Origin of the sequence: Burkholderia sp. BCC1998 (assembly GCF_905339875.1) — a bacterium.
Lineage (GTDB): Bacteria > Pseudomonadota > Gammaproteobacteria > Burkholderiales > Burkholderiaceae > Burkholderia.
In genome coordinates this window covers 1-281 of the sequence record NZ_CAJPHE010000118.1, presented here as the reverse complement: position 1 = coordinate 281, position 281 = coordinate 1, and the positions used below count along the sequence as shown (strand labels likewise).

The following is a 281-nucleotide window of genomic DNA, read 5'->3' as shown; positions in this document are numbered from 1 at the left end:
GACCAGCAGCACCGGCAGCATGCCGGCGGTGCGCAGCAGCGACTGCATGCGCGCGCGATGATCGGCGCCGCGCATCAGCGGCGTACGGTTGGCGACCGGATGGGCCGTGGCGGACGCGAGGTTCCGCTGCTTGGTCGGGTGGATCATGTCGGTACCTTGAAGGAAGAAGGAAATGAAGGGGCCGTGGTCAGTGCGCGTCGGCGAGCTCGGCTTGCGAGCCGGTGGCGAGCGCGATGATCGCTTCCTGCGTGATGGGCGTGTGCGTGTGGCCGCCGAGTTCA

1 pseudogene is annotated in these 281 nt (G+C 68.3%); it reads right to left on the bottom strand.

The features are described 5' to 3' along the window. A pseudogene (locus U5A56_RS37045) lies at nucleotides 1-147 on the bottom strand (ribose ABC transporter permease); the annotation flags it as partial. Nucleotides 148-281 lie beyond the last annotated feature (134 nt).